At 70.9% G+C, this 21454-nt stretch carries 18 protein-coding genes; 1 reads left to right on the forward strand and 17 read right to left on the reverse strand.

What is annotated here, in order from left to right; genetic code table 11:
• Positions 1-63 precede the first annotated feature (63 nt).
• The 13 genes from AB0H52_RS15175 to AB0H52_RS15235 all read right to left on the reverse strand — a co-directional run bounded on the left by AB0H52_RS15175 (position 64) and on the right by AB0H52_RS15235 (position 15934).
• On the reverse strand, positions 64-720 hold the full coding sequence (locus AB0H52_RS15175) for a class I SAM-dependent methyltransferase (RefSeq protein WP_151487796.1): 657 nt from the start codon (positions 718-720) through the stop codon (positions 64-66).
• Positions 721-782: 62 nt separating this feature from the next.
• Positions 783-1703, reverse strand: coding sequence for a glycosyltransferase family 2 protein (locus tag AB0H52_RS15180; protein WP_151487797.1), 921 nt, complete (start codon positions 1701-1703; stop codon positions 783-785).
• Positions 1700-2350, reverse strand: coding sequence for a glycosyltransferase (locus AB0H52_RS15185; protein WP_225854093.1), 651 nt, complete (start codon positions 2348-2350; stop codon positions 1700-1702). The genes AB0H52_RS15180 and AB0H52_RS15185 overlap by 4 nt, the downstream gene beginning before the upstream one ends.
• Positions 2347-2826 (reverse strand): UDP-N-acetylglucosamine--LPS N-acetylglucosamine transferase, encoded by a 480-nt coding sequence (locus tag AB0H52_RS15190; RefSeq protein ID WP_151487798.1) that lies wholly within the window; start codon positions 2824-2826, stop codon positions 2347-2349. The genes AB0H52_RS15185 and AB0H52_RS15190 overlap by 4 nt, the downstream gene beginning before the upstream one ends.
• 222 nt (positions 2827-3048) lie before the next feature.
• Positions 3049-4311 carry a hypothetical protein gene (locus AB0H52_RS15195; RefSeq protein WP_151487799.1) on the reverse strand — a complete coding sequence of 421 codons (1263 nt, stop codon included), beginning with the start codon at positions 4309-4311 and terminating at the stop codon, positions 3049-3051.
• A complete protein-coding gene (locus AB0H52_RS15200) occupies positions 4308-5210 on the reverse strand; it encodes a sulfotransferase domain-containing protein (protein WP_151487800.1) in 903 nt (300 codons plus the stop codon). The genes AB0H52_RS15195 and AB0H52_RS15200 overlap by 4 nt, the downstream gene beginning before the upstream one ends.
• 7 nt (positions 5211-5217) lie before the next feature.
• Positions 5218-6816 carry a lipopolysaccharide biosynthesis protein gene (locus AB0H52_RS15205; protein WP_225854094.1) on the reverse strand — a complete coding sequence of 533 codons (1599 nt, stop codon included), beginning with the start codon at positions 6814-6816 and terminating at the stop codon, positions 5218-5220.
• Positions 6813-8129 (reverse strand): O-antigen ligase family protein, encoded by a 1317-nt coding sequence (locus tag AB0H52_RS15210; protein WP_225854098.1) that lies wholly within the window; start codon positions 8127-8129, stop codon positions 6813-6815. Before AB0H52_RS15210 ends, AB0H52_RS15205 begins: the two co-directional genes overlap by 4 nt.
• 45 nt (positions 8130-8174) lie before the next feature.
• Positions 8175-9785 carry a lipopolysaccharide biosynthesis protein gene (locus AB0H52_RS15215; protein WP_357947941.1) on the reverse strand — a complete coding sequence of 537 codons (1611 nt, stop codon included), beginning with the start codon at positions 9783-9785 and terminating at the stop codon, positions 8175-8177.
• 148 nt (positions 9786-9933) lie between these two features.
• Entirely contained in the window at positions 9934-11862 is a 1929-nt protein-coding gene (locus tag AB0H52_RS15220; RefSeq protein ID WP_357948004.1) for a hypothetical protein, read from the reverse strand.
• 241 nt (positions 11863-12103) lie between these two features.
• Complete coding sequence (locus tag AB0H52_RS15225) at positions 12104-12934, reverse strand: phosphatase PAP2 family protein (protein ID WP_151487802.1); 831 nt, start codon at positions 12932-12934, stop codon at positions 12104-12106.
• Between the two features lie 373 nt (positions 12935-13307).
• Positions 13308-15008, reverse strand: coding sequence for a glycosyl hydrolase (locus tag AB0H52_RS15230; RefSeq protein ID WP_151487803.1), 1701 nt, complete (start codon positions 15006-15008; stop codon positions 13308-13310).
• A gap of 101 nt (positions 15009-15109) precedes the next feature.
• On the reverse strand, positions 15110-15934 hold the full coding sequence (locus tag AB0H52_RS15235; RefSeq protein WP_151487820.1) for a shikimate dehydrogenase: 825 nt from the start codon (positions 15932-15934) through the stop codon (positions 15110-15112).
• Positions 15935-16069: 135 nt separating this feature from the next.
• Here AB0H52_RS15235 and AB0H52_RS15240 point away from each other — a divergent pair, with 135 nt between their 5' ends.
• Positions 16070-16627, forward strand: coding sequence for a peptidoglycan-binding domain-containing protein (locus AB0H52_RS15240; RefSeq protein WP_357947944.1), 558 nt, complete (start codon positions 16070-16072; stop codon positions 16625-16627).
• An 88-nt stretch (positions 16628-16715) separates the two neighbouring features.
• On the opposite strand, the gene mltG is transcribed toward AB0H52_RS15240, so the two are convergent.
• The 4 genes from mltG to AB0H52_RS15260 form a co-directional block, all read right to left on the reverse strand.
• Positions 16716-17927, reverse strand: a complete 1212-nt coding sequence (mltG, locus tag AB0H52_RS15245) for an endolytic transglycosylase MltG (RefSeq protein ID WP_151487805.1) — start codon at positions 17925-17927, stop codon at positions 16716-16718.
• A complete protein-coding gene (ruvX, locus tag AB0H52_RS15250) occupies positions 17924-18385 on the reverse strand; it encodes a Holliday junction resolvase RuvX (protein ID WP_151487806.1) in 462 nt (153 codons plus the stop codon). Before ruvX ends, mltG begins: the two co-directional genes overlap by 4 nt.
• A 72-nt stretch (positions 18386-18457) precedes the next feature.
• Positions 18458-21136 (reverse strand): alanine--tRNA ligase, encoded by a 2679-nt coding sequence (alaS, locus tag AB0H52_RS15255; protein WP_151487807.1) that lies wholly within the window; start codon positions 21134-21136, stop codon positions 18458-18460.
• Positions 21133-21438, reverse strand: coding sequence for a hypothetical protein (locus AB0H52_RS15260; RefSeq protein ID WP_151487808.1), 306 nt, complete (start codon positions 21436-21438; stop codon positions 21133-21135). Before AB0H52_RS15260 ends, alaS begins: the two co-directional genes overlap by 4 nt.
• Positions 21439-21454 lie beyond the last annotated feature (16 nt).

A 21454-nucleotide genomic window follows, 5' to 3' on the forward strand; every position in this document is an offset into this window, starting at 1 on the left:
CGCCGCCCGGCACGTCCCGCCCTACGGACGCAAAAACACGACAGGTCGCTCCGCCCGGGTCGCTCAGCGGTTCCGGATCGCGATGATCGACTTGGTCAGACCCGCCAGACGCTCATTGCGGATGGTGGCGTCCGGGAACAGGTACCGAAGCTCGGCGCGGCCGATCAGTTCGGTGGTGAGCACCTGCCTCATCGCCGCCTCGTACGACTTGCCGGGGTTGTAGGCGAGCGGCCACTTACGCGCCATCACCACCCGCGCCGACACCGGCAGGAACTGCATCCCGGGCGCCACCCAGTGCGGTTCGATCGGGAAGTACCGGTACGGCGTCTGCACCCAGTACGCACGCCCCAGCTCACGGACCGCGTCGGCCATCCGCTGGCGGCGCTCGTGCCCACCGACGTGTTCGAGGACGCTGTTGCTGAAGACGAGGTCGTACCTGCGGCTCAGGATGCTCTTGGGCAGCTCGCAGGCATCGGCGTGGTCGGCCTCGGCCCACTCGGGTAGGTCCGTGGGCAGCGGCTCCAAGTTGACCACGTGCACGTGGGCGGGCCGGACGGGGACGCGCGCCCAGCTCTCCACCCGACCGCCCAGGTCGAGAACGGTCATGTCGGCCAGGTCCGGGAAGGCGTCCGACAGCCAGGCCGCGCGCCGCGCACGCCGTTTCGCGCCGAGCGAGGTCGGCGAGTCGACGAGACGGAACCTGAGCGAGTGAAGTCCCATGAATGGTTGTCCTTTGGTCTGCTGATGCCTCGTTGAGGGCGCGGGGTGTCGTCCGGACCTGGTCAGATGCCCCGGCCGCGTTTGTGCAGGGTGCGCAGCACCGCGTCGGCCCGGACCACCCGTCCGGCCACGGCGAGGGCGAGGTAGGCACGCGGCTCGCGGGGGTTGCGCCGCAGCGTCCGCCGTGCCCAGCGCAGCGCACCCCGCCGGTCACCGGAGGCGGCCCGCGCGAACGCGATCTGCCCGGTCACCCGGGCCTCGCCGGCCGGCTGACCGGCGAACTCCGGGTAGCGCTCCAACAGCCACTGCAACGCCTCGGAGATGGTGTCCCACCGTTGCGCGAAGTACGACCGCTTGTGCCACCGCACCAGCACCGACGGGGTACGCAGGTTGAGCAGCGGGGCGCTGCGCGCGGCCCGCAGCAGGAACTCGTAGTCCTCGGCGTAGCTGCCGGGGATCTCCTCGTCGACCAGCCCGAAGCCGTCGCGCAGAGCGGTGGCACGGATCAGGAACGTGGACGGATGCAGCTCGGTCATCCGGTCCCGCAGCAGGTCGTCGAGGGTGATCCGGTCCCGGTCCAGCACCCGGTCGACGGTGGTGCCGTCGTAACTGACCCGGATGCCGCAGCAGACGAACTCGGCCTTCTCGTCGGCGGCGAGCGCGGCCACCTGGGGGACCAGTTTGCCGGGCAGCCACTCGTCGTCGTCGTCGCAGAAGGCGATCAGCTCGCCGCCGGCGGCCAGGGTGCCGCTGTTGCGGGCACCGGCGAGCCCCGGCGTGCGCGCGTTACGGATGACCCGGACCGTGCGGTCCGGGTCGGTCGACTCGGCGAGAGACTCGTCGGGCGTCGACTGGTCGTGGACCACCACCACCTCGATCGGGCCGGGGTAATCCTGCGCGAGGATCGCGCGCACGGCCGCGCGCAGCAGCTCCGGGCGGTCCCGGGTGGGCACCACGACGCTGACGCTCGGCTGCCGGGTCATCGGGGCTCCCCCGCAGCACGACGGCGACGGGCCCAGGACCGCCACCGCGGCGGGCGCCGCGCCGCTCGGGCCACCAGGTCCTCGACGATCGCACCGACCCTCGCCACCGCCGCCCGCTGCGCCCGATCCGCCTCCGGATCGGCCGCCACCGCGTACCGGGAAGGGTCTTTCAGGCCGGCGTCCAGCGCGTCGTACAGCGCCGCCCGGGTCTCGCAGAGCGCCACCACGCCGGCCACGCCGAGCCGGCGGGCGAAGCGCTGCTGATGGTCGTCCACGTGCTCGCCGCACGCCGGGTCGCGAGGCACGACGACCGGCAGGTGGCCATGCCGTCGGGCCTCCAGGATGGTCGCCGGGCCGCCGTGACAGACCACCAGGTCGGCGTCGGACATCGCCTCCTGCAAGGCGGCGTGGCCGAGGAAGGGGACCGCGCCGGGCACCGCCGGCGCCCGGGTGTGTCCGTGTTGGAGGGTCAACTCCACCATGGCGGCGGTCTCCGCGTGCCACTGCGCCAGCCAGTCGACGAGCCGGTCGAAGGGATGCTTGTCGGTGCCGACCGCCACCAGCACCCGCACCTGGCTGGTCGGCGCGACGTCACGTCGTCGAGGTATCCGGGAGCGTTCGGTGTCGGTGGTCGCCTCCCCGGTCACAACAGCGTCCCGACGACCGTGGCCTCCGGGTACTGCCGCCGCTGTTCGTCCCACTGCACGAGCATCGCGGACAGGAACGGACGGCACAGCCGGGCGGTCAGCGTCGGAGTGTCGATCCGGTCGTACACCTCGATGTAGACGGTCGGGATCCGCCGCAGCCGGGCCAGCACCACGAACGGCACCGCCACCCCGGCGCCCGTGGTGACCACCGCCTCGACCCGCCGCTCACGCAGCACCCGCCAGGCGAGCACCGCGTTGCGCAGCAGGTTCGGCACGTTACGGGTGGTCGGATGGTGTGCCGGCACCAGATCCTCACCGGCGAGCAGCGACACCGCCTCCGGCGTGTCGAACGTGACCCAGCAGCGCCGTCGACTCTCGTACCAGGGCCGTAGGGCCAGTAGTTGGGCCAGGTGCCCGCCGCTGGATCCGACCAGCAGCAGCACCGGCGGATCGTCGGCCTCGATCTTCCTGTCCACGCGACTCCCCACAAGTCCGCTTGGAATTTCGGTCCACGCCACGCATGAGCAGATCACACGTTTCCCGGCCGTTGTATCGCGCGACCGGTTGATCGCCTGCCCACGCGCGAGGTGGTTCGGACCCGCCGGCCGCCCGAGCTCCATCGACGCTCATCACGACCTGCGTTTTCTTCATCACTCTGCGGCACCGCCCCCAGTGCCGCTCCCGGTCATTTCCCCGGATCAACCGCAATGTCGTTTTTCGATGACCTCCAACAGCGCGGGATGCAGCGCGGTGTTCCAGCCCGCGCCCGCGTCTGCCAGCCGCCAGGTGCGCAGCCACATCTCCACCAGGTAGCCGTCGGCCACCAACCGGCGCTGGGCCGGGCCCAGGCCAAGCCGGTCACCGTGCCGGTCAAGGTGGGCATCGACGGCACCGGCGGCCACCGCCGCCGGTTCGCCGCGCAGTACCAGAGCCCGCTGGAACGCGTCGTGCGCCAGGTCGAAGCCGACCGGCACGTCCGGGCCACTGTGCTCCCAGTCCCAGGCGAACAGCCGACCGCCGTACTCGCCGAGGTTCCACGGCACCCAGTCACCGTGCCAGTGGCCGAACTCCACGTCGGTGGCACCGTGCAGCCGGGTCAGCACCTCGACCGCGGCGACGGCCCGGGTGCCGGCCGCCCCGGCGGCGGCGGCCCGCCGGGCCTGCGCGGTCATCCGCGCCAGGAAGGCGGAGCCGGCCAGCGGTCGCGGCGGCGCGCCCGGCCCACCGCGGCGGGCGACGGCGAGCAGCGCGGCGACCCGGGGCGGATCGTCGACCGGCACCCCGCGTACCGCCGACGGCAGCGGCTCGATCACGGCGACCACCTGGTCGGCCCAGGCCAGCTCGGCCAGCAGCCCCGGTGGCACCGGGTGGTCGGCCGCACCGACGACGGCCGGCAGCGCCCGCAGCGCCGCCGCCTCCGCGGTGACCAGCGCACGGGTGGCGTCGTTCCAGCCGATCTTCGCGTACCCGCGCGGGCGTCCGTCGCCGTCGAACAGTTGCAGGGTGGGCTTGTGGTTGGGATCCGGCGGCCGGACACCGAAGGCAGCCAGCAGCGGGGTGCCGCCGAGGGCGGCCGCGAGTCGCTCGGTCAGCAGCAGCTCGGCCACGGGCACCCCGACGGGCACCGAGACGGTCAGTGTCGGGAACGGGGCCAGGCCCACCGCGCCGAGGCGGGCCAGTCCGCCGACCGCGGCCCGCACCGCCCGCACCCTCGGCGGTCGCAGCGCGTTGTACGCCAGCAGCGTCGCCGCCCCGGCGCGGGGCGCGCCCAGCGGCACCAGGAAACGTGCGCGTGCCAGCGACGGCACGACGGCGTAGCGGGCCACCGTACGGTGTCCGAGCGGTGTGCTGCCGCCCACGGCCAACACGACCCGACGGTCCGGGAAGACGGCACGGCTGACCCAGCCGAGCCCGTCCGACCGCGACCGGGGATCCGCCGGCGCGTCGACCTGCGCCGTCACGCCGCGCGGTCCGGCCAGTCGAGTTCCAGCCCGAGCCGCTCACGCAGCGCGTCGTTGTACGGCCGGTAGTACTCGGTCAGCTCGGCGCGGACGGCCGGCTCCAGCGGTGCCGAACGCCGGTCGTTGTAGACCTTGAAGTCCGGCAGGTCGTACGCCGGCAGCCCGAGGAAGTCCAGGGTGCGCCGGTAGGTGGCGCGGGCGTCACGGTAGAGGCCCTCGCTGGGCAGGAAGAGGATCTGGCCCCGGTCGAAACGCTCCAGCCACGGCTCCAGGTGCTCCAGGTAGCGCCCGCGGGCCCGATACGTGTACCAGTCGTACGGCTCGCTGAAGTATTCCGGCTCGGCGATCAGCCGCTCCCGCTCCCCCGCCGTACGCTCCGGCTCGGCGGCCAGCGCGTCGGCGAAGTCCAGCGGCTCGATGCCGTGGGTGCGGCGTTCCTTCCAGTGCGAGTAGGCGCGCTCCACCGGGTCGCGCAGCAGCACGATCAGCTTCACCGTCGGCATCAACCCGGCGACCCGCTGCGCGGCGAGCGGATGGAACATGTACAGCGGCGCGGCCTCACCGACCCGGACCGGCCCGCCGTGCCGCTTGGTGAGGGCCTCCCGCTGGCGCTCGGTCGGGAAGTGCGAGCGGTACCACGCCTCGCCGCGCCCCCAGTGCTCCTCGAAGTAGTGCGCCGACTTGGTGTTCCAGGCCGGAAAGAGTCGGGGCACCAACGGGTGCTGGATGAGGTAGTTCCACAGCGAGGTGGTGCCGCCGCGCTTGGTGCCGATGATGAGGAAGTCCGGTAACGCTCGGCGGTCGCTGGTCCGCACCGCGTAGTCGACCAGGGAATCCCGCAACCGGTTGGTCACCTGGGTCGGCACGAGCTGCTTCACCCGGTCCCGGATGGACGACACAGTGCCCTCACCTTTCCTTCCTCGACGTCGTGGCGGTCCGCGCGGCGATCGGCACCGCCGTCTGACTGCGACGGAACTGCACCATGGTCACCCGGATGCGCCCTCGGATGACCGGCACCGTCAACAAGCCGACGCAGCCGCTGACCAGCACAATCAGTGCCACCACCAGGCCGGCGACCCCTCGACCGCCGGTCAGTACGCCGGCCAGCGCCGCGAGCCCCACCCCGACGGTGACCGCGGCCGCCGCCCGTGCCAGCGTCGCGTCGACCAGCGGCTGGCCGATCACCAGCCGGGCGCAGACGAAGGAGGTCAGGTTCTCGGTGGCGATGCCGGTGGCCCAGGCCAGCGCGGTGCCGGTCACCCCGTGCTGCGGGATCAGCCACAGTCCGAGGGAGACGGTGACCGCCAGCCCGGCCACCGTCGCGACCAGGTGCAGGCCGCTACGACCGCTCATCAGCAGGAGGGTCTGGACGTTGCCCACACCGGTGTTGATCAGCATGGCCAGGGCGAGCACGGTGATCGCGGTGGCACCCGCGGTGAACCCGGGCCCGAAGAGTTGCAGGAACGCCAGCCCGAACACCGCGAGCAGGAGGTAGACCGGCCACGACAACACCAGCGCCCAGGTGGTCATCTGCCGGTGCACCACAGCCGCGGCGGCCCGCTCACCGGAGCCGAGCAGCCGGGAGAGCTGGGGCGACACCGCCACCCGCAGACCCTGCATGGCCAGTTGCCCGGCCAGGATGTAGCGGCCGACCGCGCCGAACACGCCGGCGTCCGACTGCCCGGCGAGCACCGAGGTGAGCAGCACACCCACCCACACGGCGCTCGCGTCGATCGCGGCGGACGCGGCCCGGGGCAGCGCGAAACGCCAGAACGCCGACCAGTCGGCCCGCTCGGGCCGCAGCGCCGCGCCCCGACCGATGCCGAGCGGGCCCGCCACCAGCAGCAGGCAGACCACGATGGCCAGCGCCGCCGGAATCATCCAGCCGGTCAGGCCGACCAGCACGCTACCGCCGGCAACGGCCGCCGCGCCGACCAACAACGGCCGGGCGACCGGCACCAGGACGGACTGTACGCCGACGTAGGCCCGGATCGGACGGACGCAGCGCAGCACGGCGAGCAGGAGCGTCATCGCCACCACCAGCGGCACCGCGGCGAAGCTGGCCGCGATGAGGGCCGTACCGCCGGCGCCCGGCCCGTCCAGCAGGCGGGGTGCGAGCGCGTCCGCGGCGATCACGCCGGTCAGGCCGACGACGATCGCGGCCACCAGCGGCAGTAGAAGAGCCACCGGCAGCACCCGGGCGGCGTCGCCCCCCGCGCCGACACGACGCCGCGGAAGCGTCCAGATGAGCCCGGTCTCCGCTCCGAGGGTGCAGACGGCGGCGGTCACGGTGACCACGCCGATCGCGGCGAAGAACGCGCCCGCGCCAACCGTGCCGTAGCCGCGCGTGATGACCACCGCCAGCAGAAAGCCGAAGAGGCCGTTGGTCGCGGCGCCGGCCAGACCCGCGAGGCCGGTACGGGCGCTGCGCCGGGCCTCGACCGAGCCGTCGGCGGACGACTCGTCACGGCCGGAGCCGATGGCCGAACTGGTGCCGGCGGTCATCCCGCGACAGCCTTGCGGCGGCGACCGGTGTGCACCGGACGAGCGCGCCGGGGGTCCGCTTCCCGCTCGGCGATCGCCATCGCGGCGGCGGCCCCGAAGTAGGCGATCGTGATGGTGGGATCGGCCATGCCGTAGAACGGGATCTGCACCAGACAGATCACCGGGACCACCGCCAGCCACTGCCCGGGCGCCGAGCGGGCGCGGGCGCTCTTCAGCGTGATGATCACGAACCAGGCGAGGAAGCAGAGTAATGCCGGTATGCCGTGGCTGAACAGCACCGTCCAGAGCTGCCCCTGGGTGCCGACCGGGACCTCCGCCGTGACCGTGTCCACGGTGACGGGCGCGCCGTAACCGAGCCACGGTGAGTCCCCGATGCGGCGGATCACCTCCGCGTAGAGGGAGTAACGGTCGGTGTTCGTGTCGGTCGACTCGACCCGATTGTTGATCAACTCGGCCACCGGGATCAGCAGGGTGGTGAGCCCGCCGATGAGCAACACTCCGACGACGGACGCGCCCACCCGGACGTTCCCGCGCACCGCGGCGCGCACGCCGAGCACGGCCAGGCCCACGCCGAGGCTCGCGAACATGGTGCGGTTCAGGGTGAGGAAGGCCGGCACCAGGGACAGCGGCAGCGACACGAGCAGTGCCCAACGGAGGATCCCGCGGCGGCGCAACATGGTGAACGCCACGATGCAGGGCAGTGTCATCGCGTACGCGCCGCCGTAGTTGTTGGTGTACGGGAACGGCGCCGCCGGCCGGTAGATCGGGTCGAGCGCCACCTTGCTGTACTCGGTCGCGCTGATGTGCACCAGGTCCTGCATGTACGGATGGCTCGACATGCCGCCGGGCAGCAGCACCTCCACCGGCGTGGTCAGCGCGAAGCGCGGTGCCAGCACACCCAACCAGCCCAGTGCCACCAGACCGAACCAGAACAGGCAGATCGGCACGAGCGCCGCCGCCACGTCGCCTCGCTCCCGGGCGTAGACGTACACGTACACGGCCACCACGAGTGCGGTGAGGTAATACCCCACCCGCAGGCCGAAGGGCAGCAGCGAAGCCGGCGCGGGTAGTTGGGTGGCGCTGAGTACCACCAGGGCCAGGAACAGCAACCAGGTGCCGGTGGCCGGTGGCAGCGGCACCCGTCCTCGGACGATCAGCAACGCCAACAGCGTCGCGCCGAACAGGGGCCAGAACAGATAGAACGCGCCGGCCAACCACCACAGCGGGACCAGACCGAACATCATCAGCAACGGGAGGCGGGGCAGCCGGGGCGGCGCCGACGGCCGCGGTGCGGCGACGACCGGCGGACCGATCCCGTCCGGCTCGCTGCTGGCCAGGGCGGTGGTGACGGACACCCGTCACCGCCGTCCGCTGCGGGTCAGCACGAAACCCAGCGGAGTGACGCCCGCCGCGCGCAGCCGCTCGGCGAGCCGGCGCAGATCGCCCTGGCGGGTCCGGTCCTGTTCGACGACCACCACGGCGGTGCCCTGGCGAGCCGCCGCGACACCACGCTCGTCGGCCTCGGAGGGCGGCGCGTTGAAGAGCACGATTCCGCTGTCGGCGCGTTGCCGCCACGTGCCGAACCGCACTCCACCGGCACCCACGGGCACCTCCTCGGTGCCGTCGTGGGCCGTGCCCGTGGCGCTCGTGGTCGAGTTGAGGTTCGTTCGGGGCAGGGTCAGAGTGGCGTCCGGGTCGGTCGACGGATGCCGGCCGGCCGGGTACGGAGACGGGCGACGGGCAGGGATCTGGTCGGTGAGCTCGGCGCCGATGAACGGATCGGCGGCCCGGGGCTTCGGGACGAGCGGACGGACCGGGTTGACCATCGCCGGCAGCCTCTCCCGATCAGCCAGGACGGTGGCGCGCAGGTTGTGGAGCCGACCGCTGTCGTCGGCCACGTAGACGTCCCGGCCGGTCGCGGCGAGTGCGACCGCCAGACCGGCGGTGACGGCGCTCTGGTTCTCGCGGGTGGTCAGCAACGCCACCCGGGCCGGCTCCTGGAGTCGCTCGGCGATCGCCATCGCCACGTACCGGATGTCGGCGTCCACCGCCCTGCCGCGGGTCCGGAACAGCCGGCCGCGCACGGTGCCGAGGAGCGGCAGCCCGGTGACGTCCCGTCCGTCGTGGACCGACCGGACCCGCCGGTCGGCGGACTCCCAGGCGTACGCCAGCACGACGCCGAGCAGCGCGCCGCCCAGCAGCCCGGCCACCACGTAGAGCAGCGCGTGCCGGTCGGAGGCGACCAGGACGCGTTCGGCGTTCTGCGTGATCCACCCCGGGTTGACGTCGACCGCCGCGATCTCGGTGCGGGAGGACTTCAGCTGGGTCAGCTGGTTGTTGGTGCCGGCGAGTTCGGCGATGGCGGCGTCCAGCGGGCCGTTGCGGACGCCGGCGATCCGCCGCTGCAACGCCTCGCGCTGCTTGTCCACCTCGGCAATGCTCTCGTCGTAGCGCTTCAGCATCTCCGCGCGCTGCTTCTCGTACATCGCGCGGCGCACGTCGAGGTAGGTCTGCGCGGCGAGGTTCACGTTGCGGACCGCCTCGTCGGCCGAGCGTCCGGTGTAGGAGAAGCGGAGGATCTGCCCGCCGGTGGGGACCTCCACCTCAAGGGCGTCCCGCACATCGCGCTGGTCTTCACCCTCGGCCGTGAGCCGCTGCACGACCTCGGTGCCGGTGGCGATGCCGCTCTCCACGTTCATGTTCACCGCGCGGTCGGCGGCGGCACCGCTGGGGGTGAACGCGTCGGTGACGACCGGGCGCACCGCCACCACCGCGTTCGCGGTGACCTCGCCCGGCATGAGCAGGACGTACCCGAGTGCGGCGAGCAGACCCAGAGCGGCGACCGTCCCCACCAGCCTGGTCCGGTGCAGCGGGACACGGAGCAGGTCCGTGAGGGTGACTGTCCGGGCCGGTGGCCCCCCGGCACCGGACGGGTCGCTGGACCAGGAACCGGGAGGTACATCAGCCATCAAAGATCCACCGTCTGTTGTGCTGTGCCCCTGGCGGAACACACCTGTGGCAGGCGCCGGGCATCTCCTGTGACGCCTCGGGCCGGCGACGTGGTCCGCCGCCGGCCCGACCCGATCTAGCGATTCTCCGTGACGAACCCGTCACTCGTCACTGCACGGAGAAGAAAATCCGCGGCGTGGACCAGGTCAACGCCTCGCTCGCCGGCGCGATCACCGTGCTGGCCGCACCATCGACGGCCAGGTCGGCCGTCGGGTCGAACGGCACGGCGCGCAACGTGCCGTCGGTCCCGCCGTACACGATCCGGCCGTCCACCCAGGCCATCCCCCGCACCGCCGACCAGGTGACGGTCGCCGTCGGAAGGGTGAACTCGGTGGCGCCCAGATAGTTACCGTCGATCTCGAAATAGCGGTAGTAGAGCGCGTTGGCGCCGCTGCGGGTGTAGTAGAGCCGGCCGTTGAGGTAGAACGCGCCCGTCATGCCCGCGGCGTTGAACCAGTCGTTGAACCCCGACGACTCCCATGGGACGCCGATGGCACCGCCGTTGAACATCGACACGTCGAGGCGGCTGCCGGTGGGCGTGCCGGCCACCGTGTGCGCCCAGTAGATGCGGTCGCTCACCCGCCAGGTCGCCCCGGCGCCGGTGTAGTTGGGCTGGCTGACCGTGGTCGGGACACCGACGCTCGTGCCCGTGAACGCCACCTTGGCCACCTCACCCTCGCCCGTGCCGAGGTACAGGTTGCCGGTACTCGCGGTCGGTGGGTTCTTCGGGGCGAAGGTGCGACCACCGGCGAGCGGGAACATGCCGAGGCGTCCGTGGTACTCACTGCCCATGCCGTCGGAGTTGTGCCCGAAGTAGAGCCCGTCGCTGCCCCGCCAGAGCACCGGCACCTGCGAGCCCCAGTTGCTGGTGCCCGCTGGCATGGACGCACTGCCGCGGCGACCGGGGTTCCAGGCGACCGGGAGGCCCGTCGCCGGGGTGACGGCGGCGATGCCGAGCCGGTCGATCGCCCCGGCGCCGGCCGCGTCGCTGGCGTTCGGGTTGTTCAACCAGCGGAAGTGCCCACCCAGGTAGATGACGTTGTCGGCCACCTCCACCGAGGTGATGGTGTCGTTGCCGGTGTAGTCGACCCAGGTGCCGAGTTGGCCGCTGCCCCGGTGCGCGGTCTCGAACCGGATCAGCACGTCGCAGTACGCGGCCGGCCAACCGGCGCCGCCGTTGGTGCCGACGACGAACCAGCTGCCGTCCGCGCTGAACTTCAGGTCCTGCACGTAGTGGACGAAGGTCGTCGGCGCCGCGCACGGCGGGGCGAACTTCTCGGTGCTCCAGTCCAGCACCGTCGGCGTGCCCGAGAGGTCGATCATCGCCATCTGGTTGCGGGACAGGCCGTTGACCAGGGTGAAGTTACCCCCGGCGACCATGGTCTGCCCGTCCGGGGTGACATCGATGGTCCAACCGTACGAGCCGGTGCCGTGCCGCCCGACGGTGGCGTTGATGGTGAAGGTCGGGTCGATCGCGCCGGTGGTCGCGTTGAGCCGGCCCAGCCCCGAGTGCGCGGTGCCGTTCAACCAGTTGAAGGCGCCGGCCACGTAGAGCCAGTTGCCGCGCAGCACCATGTCCCGGACCATGCCGCCGTCGGAGCGGCCCACCCAACCGCCGACGGTCGCCCCGGTCGTGGGGTCCAGCGCCACGAGGTCCAACCGGGCGACGCCGTTGACGTTCTTGAACCCGCCGCCGACGATCAGCGTGCCGTTCGGGCCGGCGATCAGGGAGTTGACCGGGCCGTCGAGCACCGGCAGGAACGTCGTCGAGATCGTTCCGCTGACCCGGTCGTACGCGAACAGGTAGCTCTGGGTGATCCACGGGGCGCTGGCGTTCTGCCTGATCTGGGTGAAGCTGCCCCCGACGTACACCTGCGAGCCGACCTGCGCGAAGGCACGGCTCTCGCCGTCGCGGCCGTGCGGGGTGTTGTCGGCGGGATTGGTCGACACCAGGGTCGCCGTCTCGGGCACCGGCACCACGGCGGCCGAGGTGACGGATGGAACGTTCAACACCGCGGCGACGGTCACCAGACCGATTGCGGCCGCACGGAACCGGAATCCGGCAGATCGCCAAGAGAGCGAAACTTTGGGCACGCTACGCCTCCAAATTGGACGACAACCCCGGTAGCGTGCCTCGTCTGTCGCGATCCGCGATATCCGCCGATTGGGCCGTCGCCGGGGCCACCTGACGACGCCGAGCATTCCCGTGCGCATTTCCGTGTCGGATGTCGGACTCGCCGGTGGCACACCGAAGTCCCGCAGCATTCGCGCAGACGGTTCAGGTGGCGACACCGGCTTCAACGGGGACCGCGGGTTCGGACCGGGCGGGTGGACGCACCCGGCCCTCGGCCACAAGCACCGCGAGCGCCATCACACCGAACAACAGGGTGGCGAAAATCCAGCCACCGATCACGTCCGTGAGCCAGTGCTTTTCCGCATAGATCCGGGTGTAACCCTCCACCGAGATCAACAGGGCCACCACGGTAGCGAGCGCAATTCGACCGCGTCGCGGGATGTTCCAGGTCAGCCCCGCCAACACCGCGATGGTGCCGAAGGTGAGCATGACCCGGGCGCATCCACCCGAGGGATAGGTGCCGACGTCGGTGGGCGGGTGACCCCGGTCCACGGTCAGCGCCAGAATCTGTTGGGTGTACTGCTCGACGACGAACTGCAACGGCATCGCGACCAACGGGATCCACCACCGACGGCGTCGCCAGGCGATGGCGAACGCGACCGCCGCGACCACGGTGACCCACTTCAACGGGTACCGGTCCCCCAGTGCGGTGACGAACGAGTTGACATCGGCCCACACGTCGACACGGCGGGCGTGGACGTAGTCGAAGACCGGGTGATCGACGGACGGCTCCAGGCGCGACAGCGCCTCGCCGAGCGGCCAGCAGACCGCCACCACCGCCGCGCACCCGGCGAGCAGCACGACAAGAGCGGCACCGTAGCGGCCGACCGCGTCGGTGAGCCCGGCCACCGCGACGCGCAGCCGCTCAGCCGCTCCGCTCACCCGTACGGCCGGCGCCCATCGAGTGGCGACCACGGGGACCAGGATCGCCGGCACCAGTACCGACATCGCCCCCAGCGCGTAGATCAGGACCACCGTCGGGCACCGCCGCTCGCTCGACTGACGGCTGGCCCTGCCACGTCCATGGCGTACCGCCACGTGGTGTCCGCCGAGATCATTCGGTCCCCCTCACCGGGTCGCCGCGGCGGCCCCGCAAGGAGCCCAGCGGACAGTTTCCTGGACAGGATCAACCACGCCGGCTCCGCACGTGGCAATCGATGCAGGACACGCTAAGGGAATCCGGGCAACCTGCGATAGTCGTCGTCGCGCCTGTCGCAGGCTGCCCACCACGGGAGTGTCGTCATGACGACATTCGCCACCGCCGGGCCAATGGCCGAGCGCCGCTATTGCCCGTACGTCGCATTCACGACATCGGCGCAGGCCGTCGTCCGCACACCGGCACGGTTTCTCAACGGCTCACGCCGGTGGGTTGCCGCAGATGCGGATCCCGGCCGGCCTGCGCGAAGCCGGCCACCGCCGACGCGTCGTGGTTCATCGTCATGTCACAGGTCGCACTGCGACTGGTCATGCCCGGCGAATTGAAATAGATGGCGGCCTTGATCTTCGGATGCGCCTTCAGCGCCGCCGGGAACTCCTGGAACCAGCGCTGCTTGGCACCCGGGTCGGCGGCGTTGAAGTTGGTGCCGAACTCGGCGAGCATCCTCGGCTTGCCGGCGCCGATACCGCTCGCGTCCAACCAGCGGTAGAAGTCACCCACGGTCGTGCTCGGACTCTTCCACACCGTGCTGCCGTTACAGACGTGGAAGTTGTACGGGTCGTAGGCCACCCAGTCGACGTAGCGGTCACCGGGGTAGAGGCCCGGGTAGCGGGCGTGGTGGCCGGACCAGCCCATCATCGTCCAGACCCAGACCGCGTTGGTCGCGCCGGCCTTGGCGAACCGCTCGTACACGTACCGCCAGGCCCGGACGAAGTCGGCGTCGCTGCCCTTGGCCGGCTCGTCCTCCGGCTCGTGGTCGAAGCCCATGAACACCGGAACCCCGGCGGCGCGGATCCGGCCGGCGACCGCGTCGATCGTGGCGTCCTGCCGGCCGCTGTAGACGTCGGCCCACGTCAGGGTCGTACCGGCGGAGAAGTTGCGGGACTCCCAGGCGAAGAACATCAACCGGCCCTCGCGCATCTGCTGCGACTCGTACGCGTCGGGGAAGGCCCCGTTGTTGCCGGCGTTGGAGAAGTCGTGGTAGCGGTGCACGATGTCGAACTTCCGCCCGACCTGCGCCTCCACGTCGGTGATCGCCGTGCCGTAGTCCCAGCCGCCGCCCGCCCCGGCGGGCGAGTACATGCCCCACCAGGCACCGCAGGAGGGCACCAGCTTGTCCGACACCGAGCCGCACTTGCCGGGCGGGATGGTGGAGGTCCCCGTCGGGCTCGCCGTACGGGTCGGCGTGAGCGTCGGTGACGGCTTCGGAGCGGCGGTGGTCGGCGGCGCGCTCGGCGACGGCGTCGGCCGGGTGCTCGGCGTCGACGGCGGCCGGGCGGCGATGTCGTAGCTGATCACCAGGCTGGGCCGCAGGTCCGGGTTGCGGTTCTCCGCCGACGCCCAGTAGATCCGGGTGTCCAGACCGGCTTGGGCCAGCGACACCGTCCACGTGCCGTTGCCGGTGACCAGGGTGGACACGTCCCACTCGTTGACGCCCTTGGACACACCGGTCACCGTGTCCAGCGCGGCGCCGGCCGGCACCGGAGCCGGGCGCGTCTCGCGGGCACTCAGCGGCGAGGCGTGCGCCGACACCGTCGCGGCGAACTGCTGCCACGTGTGCACCCGCAGCGTCGCCCGGACGTTCACCGCCGCGGCCGGCACCGTGGTCACCGTGAACTCGATGACCGCCTCGCGGCCGCCACGCGGGTTGCCGTCGCAGCGCGTCGGGCAGGTCGCCAGGGTCGCCTTGGCGGCGTTGTCACCGTCCTGCGACACCACCGTGGCGGTGGTGTCCGCCACCGCCCGGATCGACAGGTCGTCGCTGGCCAACAGGGGCATCATCGTGGCGACGATGCCGGCCACCACCGAGCCGCCGACCACGCCGATGGCGATCGCCTTGCGCCGGGGTCCGGAGCGGAACCGGGTGATGCGGTGCAGTCCGTGCCTGGTCAAGGAAACTCCCTGTGTCTGCTGCCGTAACGCTGAGCAGCGTATCCACGACCAGGGCATGTCGTACGGACGACAGTGTCCCGTAAGCGCGTCTTAACTGTCAGCTAAGAAAGCCGCTGGTCCAGGGCGGCTCGCATGGCCTCGACGGGGGCGCGCACGCCGGTGAACTGCTCGAACTGACCGACCGCCTGGGCCAACAACAGGTCCAGTCCGGACACCACCCGCAGGCCCGCGGCGAGAGCGGACTCGGCCAGCGGCGTCGGCCACGGATCGTAGAGCGCGTCGAAGAACACCGCCCCCGTCCGCCAGGTCGCCGTGCCGGCCAGCGGATCGGCGACCCCCTTCGGCACGGTGGAGACGACCACGTCCGCAGCGGCGAGGCACCGGTGCGCGTCGGCCCAGTCGGCCGAGGTCAGCGCCACACCCACCGTGGCCGCCACCGGCCGCAGCTCGTCGACCGCCTCCGGCCGACGGGCCACCACCGTCACCGAGGAGCAGGCCAGCTGCGCGGCGGCGGCCAGCGCGGCGCGTGCCGTGCCGCCCGCGCCGAGCACCGTCAGGGCGGCACCGGACACCACCCCGGCCTCGGTGAGCACGTGCACCATGCCGGCGACGTCGGTGTTGTCCGCATACCAGGAGCCGTCCGGACGACGTACCAACGTGTTGGCCGCGCCGACGGCGGCGGCGACCGGCGACGCGGCGTCGGCGACCGCGAGCGCCGCCTCCTTGCCCGGCATGGTCACCGACAGGCCTGCCCACTCCGGGCCCAGGCCGGCGACGAGATCCGGTAGCTCCGCCGCCGCGCACTCGATCCGGGTGTACGACCAGCCGGTCAACCCGGCGGCGGCGTAGCCGGCGGTGTGGATCACCGGGGAGAGCGAGTGCGCGATGGGCTTGCCCAACACCGCGGCCCTACGGGTCGACACGATCACCGCCGGGCGCGTCCGAGTGCTCCGCCCTGGTCCGCATCATGTGTCCCGCCCTCCCGCACGTGTCGGGTCGACCCTACCCAGCACGCCCGCCACCGCACCACCGAAACCGGGGCTGCGGCGATCGTCGATCGCTTGACGGCCATCGACGCGAGTGAAAGCATTCCTGCGACGGTACGGCCGATCAAAAAAGGGGAAACCTTGAACAAACGCATTCTCCGCGCCCTCATCGCGATTGCCGCAGCCTTCAGTATTTCGCTGATGGTCGCCGCGCCCGCACGAGCGGACAGCGCGGCCGGCAGCTGGTCCGACAACCACCAGCTGTGCACGTCCAGTTCCTGCGTGCGGGGCGGCAACATCGTGCGGCTCTGGCAGTCCATCATCTGGGCGGACGACCTGAGCGGCACCGTCGGCACCAGCTTCATCGACGGGGAGTTCGGCTCCAACACCGCCGCGAAGACCAGGACCTGGCAGGACGTGATGAACATCGGCATCGACGGTTCGGTCGGGCCGCAGACCTGGGGCAAGGCGTACGGTGCGGTCAACCGCAACACCGGCTACGACACGAGCACCCAGACCGGGTACTTCTACTACGGCTACAACCGCACGTTCGCGTTGCGCAGACAGAACAGCAACGGGGTCTGGACTTTCCTGAATCCCCGCACCGGCACATGGACCGGCACAAGCCACTGACAATGACACCGTGAATGGTGTTTCGGGGCTGCCGAAAAGGGCTCCCTTCCCGGCCGGGAAGGGAGCCCTTTTGGTGGCCCGCGATGCGTCAGATAATGCCGGCCTCCCGGGCCTTGGCCTCGTTACGCTGGTGCTGTTCGTAATTATCGGCGAACGCGGAGTGGCCCTGCTTGTCGATCGCCACGAAATAGAGCCACTTGCCCACCGGTGGGTTCATCGCCCCTTCCAGGGCCGGCTTACCGGGGTTGTTGATCGGGGTGGGCACCAGACCCTTGAGCTTTCGGTTGTACGGGTTCTTCGGGTCGTCCAACTCGGACGCCGTCATCTGCTTCGACGACTTGGTCGGCTTGCCGATCGACTCCAGGTAGTAGTTGACCGTGACGTCCATCTCCAGGCAGTTGCAGTTGAACTCGCCGTACACCCGGTTGTAGGCCACCCGGGCGACCTTGCCCAGGTCGTCCTTGTTGCCGGCCTCGGCCTGGGCCAGCGAGGCCACGATCAACGCCTCGTACGGGCTGACGCCGCCCCGTTCCTTCTGCACCCGGTCGGCGAACTTCATCTCACCGGTCACCGAGAGGAAGTTGTCCACCATCAGCTTGAGGATGCTCTCCGCGGTGGCCTTCGGCGGGATCTCGTACGTGTCCGGGTAGAGGAACCCCTCGACGGACTTGGCGACCTTCTTGCCGTCCTCGCGGGTGAACCACCAGTCCGGCACGCCGAGCGCCTCGGGGTCCTTCGCCGCGGTCTCGAACTCCTTGACCGGGATCTTGGTCTTGTCGGAGAGCAGCTTGTAGACGTTCTTGCTGGTGCGCCCCTCGGGGATGGTCAGCCCGTTGACGATCTTGTTCTTCAGGTCGAGCATCGCGGTGACGGCGCTCGCGCCGCTCATCTGCCTGCGCAGCTTGTAGGTGCCCGGCTGGATGTTCTTGCTGCGCGAGTTGGCCTCGGCGGCCTCGATGAACGCCTTCCGGCTCTTCACCACATCGGCGGCGACCAGCGCGTCGGCCATGTCGGCCAGCAGCGCGCCGTTCTTGATCTCGACGGTGATCTCGCCGGAGCCGGCGCCGTCGTAGTCAGGCGTGACGAAGTAGTTCTGGATCCGGTCGAAGCCGTAGAAGGCCCCGCCGCCGATGCCGCCCAGCAGGAACAGGGCCAGCAGCAACGCCAGGAAGGTCTTACCCCGGCCGCCGCCGGACCCGCCCTTGCCGTTGCGCTTGCGCTTGCGGACGAATCCTCGCCGGTGCCTGCCCTTCTCACCTCGCTCCGGCTCGTCGAACCCCAGGTCCAGATCGTCGATCATTGCGTCCGCCTCCGCTGCGCGTCCAGCCAGCTCTGCAGGATCTCCACCGCGGCCGCCTGGTCGACAACCGCACGTTGACGTTTACCTCGGACGCCACGCTCGGCAAGCCTACGAGAAGCGACCACGGTCGACATCCTCTCGTCAGTGAGCGTTACCGGGACGGGCGCTATCACATCGACCAGTCGGTCAGCGTACGCCTTCACATGGACAGCCGCCGGACCGTGCTTGCCCGCGAGATTGACCGGAAGACCGACGACAACCTCGACCGCCTCATGCTCGGCCACCAGAGCGGCCACCTCGGCGACGTCACTCGGCACCGCGTCCGGTGCCGCCGAGAGATCGCGGGCAAGCGTGACCAGCGGGGTAGCCAGGATCCCGTCCGGATCCGAACGGGAGACACCCACCCGCACCTGACCGACATCCACGCCGATGCGCACACCCCGCGTCAGTTCAGCCACCGACGGTCACCACCAAGGCCCGACGAGCCAGGGCGGACCAAACGGCCCGCCCTGGCTGACAGTGATCATCCATCACGCCTCGGTGATCGCCTTCTCTACGGTGAGCAGCAACCTGGGCGCCTCGGCCGCGGGCAGACCGCCACCCTGGGCAAGGTCGGGACTGCCACCGCCACGCCCGGAGAACGCCGCCTTCACCAGGTCCGAGGCGGCCAGGCCCCGACCCCGGGCAGCCTGGTTGACCGCCACCACCAGCGACGCCTTGCCGTTCGCCCGCGCCGCCACCGCGACCACCGCCGGCCGCGCCGGATCGATCTTGCCGCGGATCTCCTGGGCGAGGGTCCGCACATCGTTGCCGGCCGCGCCCTCCGGCGCCTCGGTGCCCACGTACGCCACCCCGCCAACGTCCTTGGCCTGCGCCGCGAGCGCCGACGCCCCACCCAGCACCAACTGGGCGCGCAGCTTCTCCAGTTCCTTCTCCGCGTCGCGCAGCTGGGTGACCGTCTGCTCCACCCGGTCGGCGACCTGCTCGCTGGGCACCCGGTACAGCTCGGCCAACCGGGACACCAGCAGGTGCTCACGGGCCAGGAAGCTGAAGGCGTCCATGCCGACCAGCGCCTCGACCCGCCGCACACCGGAGCCGATCGACGACTCCGAGAGGATCTTCACGAGGCCGAGCTGGGCCGAGCGGGCCACGTGCGTACCACCGCACAGCTCCCGCGCGTAGTCACCCACCTCGACGACCCGCACCTCGTCGCCGTACTTCTCGCCGAACAGCGCCATCGCCCCGATCCGCCGCGCCTCCTCCAGCGAGGTGATGAAGGCGTGCACCTCCAGGTCAGCCAGGAGCACCTCGTTGACCTGCTGCTCCACGTCGCGCAGGACGCTCGGCGACACCCCGGTCGGGGTGTTGAAGTCGAACCGCAGCCGGCCGGGCGCATTCAGCGAACCCGCCTGGGTGGCCGACTCACCGAGGAAGTTGCGCATGGTCTGGTGCACCAGGTGGGTGGCCGTGTGCGACCGCGAGATCGCCCGCCGGCGAGTGGTGTCGATCTCCGCGTAGCCGGCCTCGCCCGCGCGCACCTCGCCGCGGATCACCCGGGCCCGGTGCACGATCAGGCCGGGCACCGGCTGCTGCACGTCGAGCACCTCGACCTGACCGCCACCAACGGTGATCATGCCCTGGTCGGGCTGCTGCCCACCGCCCTCGGCGTAGAACGGGGTCGTGTCGAGCACCAGCTCGATCGTCTCGCCCTCGGTCGCCGCCTGGCGGGGGCCGTCCGCGCCGAGCAGCGCCCGCACCGTCGACTCGCGCGCCACCTCGCCGTACCCGGTGAACGTCACCGGACCACCCGAGTCGAGCACCGACCGGTACGCCGACACGTCGGTGTGCCCGGTCTTACGCGCCTGCGCGTCCGCCTTCGCCCGGGTCCGCTGGTCGGCCATCAGCCGGCGGAAGCCCTCGTCGTCGACCTTGAGCCCCTGCTCCGCGGCGATCTCCAGGGTCAGGTCGATCGGGAAGCCGTACGTGTCGTGCAACTGGAACGCCTTCGCGCCGGACAGCGCCGTGCCACCCGCGGTGCGGGTCTCGGCGATCGCCGTGTCCAGGATCGTGGTGCCGGCACGCAGGGTGGACAGGAACGCCTCCTCCTCCGCGTACGCGTACTGCGAGATGCGGTCGAAGTCGGTCGCCAGCTCCGGGTACGACGGCGCCATGCAGTCCCGGGCCACCGGCAGCAGCTCGGGCAGCGCCCGATCCTGCCAGCCGAGCAGCCGGACCGACCGGATCGCCCGGCGCATGATCCGGCGCAGCACGTAGCCGCGACCCTCGTTGCTCGGGGTCACACCGTCGCCGATCAGCATCAGCGCGGTCCGCACGTGGTCCGCGATCACGCGCAGCCGCACGTCGTCCGGGTGCGACTCGCTGGCCACGTGGCCGGAGTGCGCGCCGTAGCGCTTGCCGGTCAGCTCGGCCGCGCGGTCCAGGATCGGCCGGACCTCGTCGATCTCGTAGAGGTTGTCGACGCCCTGCAGGATCGAGGCCATCCGCTCCAGGCCCATGCCGGTGTCGATGTTCTTCGCCGGCAGGTCACCCAGGATCGGGTAGTCGTCCTTGGTCGTGCCCGGGCCCCGCTCGAACTGCATGAAGACGAGGTTCCAGAACTCCATGTAGCGGTCCTCGTCGACCGCCGGGCCGCCCTCGCGGCCGTACTCCGGGCCCCGGTCGTAGAACAGCTCGGAGCACGGGCCGCACGGCCCGGGGATGCCCATCGACCAGAAGTTGTCGGCCTTGCCCCGACGGACGATGCGGTCCGCCGGCACGCCGACCGACCGCCAGATCTCGTACGCCTCGTCGTCGTCGAGGTAGACCGTCGGCCAGATGCGCTCCGGGTCCAGACCGAACCCGCCGTCGGCCTGCGACTTGGTGACCAGGTCCCACGCGAGGGGGATCGCGCCGTCCTTGAAGTAGTCACCGAAGGAGAAGTTGCCGTTCATCTGGAAGAACGTGCCATGCCGGCTGGTCTTGCCGACCTCGTCGATGTCCGGCGTGCGGATGCACTTCTGCACGCTGACCGCCCGCCGGTACGCCGGGGCCTGCTGACCCAGGAAATAGGGGACGAACTGCACCATACCGGCGTTGACGAACAGCAGGTTCGGGTCGCTGATGGCGGGCAGCGGAGCGGACGGCACCACGGTGTGCCCATTCGCCTCGAAGTGGGCGAGGTACCGCCGCTTGATCTCCGCCGTCTTCATCGCTGGTGTTCCTCCGGAAAGATGTCTCGATCGTCGATCCGCGGGGACTCCCGCAGCTCGGCGAACTGGTCGTCGAACGCCTCGCCCTGCGCGAACGCCTGGTGGATCTCCTGCTCGCGCTCGGCCATCCCGATGCGAACGTCCTCCACGAAGCTACGCAGCGACTCGACCAGCCCGCTAGCGGATTCCGACAACGTGCTGGCGACGCCGGCCGGGGTGTACGCCTGCGCGGTCCGGGTGGCCTTGCGGACCACCACCACGCCGACGGCCAGCCCGATGCCCAGCCAGAACAACCGCCTCATGTCTCGTTACCTTCCT

The sequence above is a fragment of the Micromonospora sp. NPDC050695 genome, from assembly GCF_040654415.1.
Classification (GTDB): domain Bacteria; phylum Actinomycetota; class Actinomycetes; order Mycobacteriales; family Micromonosporaceae; genus Micromonospora.